Source organism: uncultured Campylobacter sp., assembly GCF_938031315.1.
Classification (GTDB): Bacteria; Campylobacterota; Campylobacteria; order Campylobacterales; family Campylobacteraceae; genus Campylobacter_B.
The window spans coordinates 1-1,705 of record NZ_CALHHT010000360.1; the positions used below are offsets into that span (position 1 = coordinate 1).

At 54.2% G+C, this 1,705-nt stretch carries 1 protein-coding gene; it reads right to left on the bottom strand.

Annotated elements, in window-relative coordinates:
- Positions 1-1,705: carbamoyl-phosphate synthase large subunit (carB, locus tag Q0236_RS08615; RefSeq protein ID WP_297916919.1), on the bottom strand; the 1,705-nt coding region annotated here is incomplete at both ends.

Here is a 1,705-nt window from a genome sequence, read left to right on the forward strand (position 1 = left end):
TGCCGCTTAGATACTCCTGTAGCGTTTTAACTTCAAGCGCAGAGTCGTCCTTTATCGAGCAGATCGAGCGCGTAGCGGCGATCGCCGCCTTCATCGTCGTAAAATACGGCAGCCTAAAGCGCAGCACGCTCTGGCGGATCTTTGCGGCGTCGGTAGAGTTTGATTTGCTATCGCTGGTGTTGATGACGAGCGAAATTTCGCCGTTTTTGAGTTTGTCCTCGATATTTGGGCGACCCTCGCTGATTTTATAGACAAACTCGCACTCTACGTCGTTTTCGCCCAGTAGCTTGTGAGTGCCGCTCGTAGCGGCGATACTAAAGCCCGCGCCCGTAAGTGCGCGTGCAAGCTCCACGGCTCGCAGCTTGTCGTGATCGGCTAGCGACAAAAATACCTTGCCGCCGCTTGGAAGTGCGTTGCTCGCGCCGATTTGCGATTTAGCAAAGCTTTTGGCGAAATTTTCGCCGATACCCATCACCTCGCCGGTGCTTTTCATCTCAGGCCCCAGGATCAGATCCGCGCCTGCAAGCTTGTTGAAAGGAAAGACGCTCTCTTTGACGCAGATATGGTTTTTAATACGCGGCTTTAAAATTCCCTTATCTTCGACCAGCACGCCGAACTCGTCGTAAAATTTCAAAGCCTCGCGCAGACCCCCTTGCCACATTACGCGGGTAGCGACCTTAGCCATCGGAATTCCGCTCGCCTTGCTCACAAACGGCACGGTGCGGCTCGCGCGAGGATTTACCTCGATGATGTAAAGCTCATTTTCAAAAATCGCGAATTGAATATTCATAAGCCCCACGACGCCGAGATTTAGCGCGATCTCTTTGGTTTGGCGGCTTACCAGATCGATCATCTCCGCGCTTAGGCTAAGCGGCGGCAAAATGCTCGCGCTATCGCCGCTGTGAATGCCCGCCTCTTCGATATGCTCCATTATCGCGCCGATATATACGTCGCGTCCGTCGCAGATCGCATCAACATCAAGCTCTGTCGCGTCAAGTAAAAATTTATCTATCAGCACGGGCGAGTGGTGGCTCACGCGCACCGCCTCGCTCATATACTGCCTAAGCTCCGCTTCGCTATGCACGCGCCGCATCGCACGACCGCCGAGCACGTAGCTAGGGCGCACGAGCACGGGGTAGCCGATCGCAGCGGCCTTTTCGATCGCCTCGGCTTCGCTTACGGCGGTATCGTTTTTCGGCTGTTTGACGCCGATACTTGCGATAAACTCGCTAAATTTTTTGCGATCCTCCGCTACGTCTATCGTGCGCGCGCTCGTGCCGATGATCTTGGCTCCCACGGTGCTTAGGCGTTTGGCGAGCTTTAGCGGAGTTTGGCCGCCGAAATGCACGATCACGCCGTCAGGGCTCTCAGCCTCGATGACCGCTCTAACGTGCTCGAAATCGATCGGCTCGAAGTATAAAATATCGCTCGTGTCGTAGTCGGTGCTGACGGTTTCGGGGTTGCAGTTATACATTATCGTGGTGATCCCCATATCGCGCAGAGCGTAGCTGGCGTGCACGCAGCAGTAGTCAAACTCGATGCCTTGGCCTATGCGGTTCGGACCGCCGCCAATGATGAGGACTTTTTTATTATCTTTTGAAATTTTACGACTTGCGATGGCGGGCGTTATGTTGGTGCTGGAATACAGATACGGGGTAAGCGCCGCAAACTCGCCTGCACAGGTATCTACTTCGTTGTATTCAAG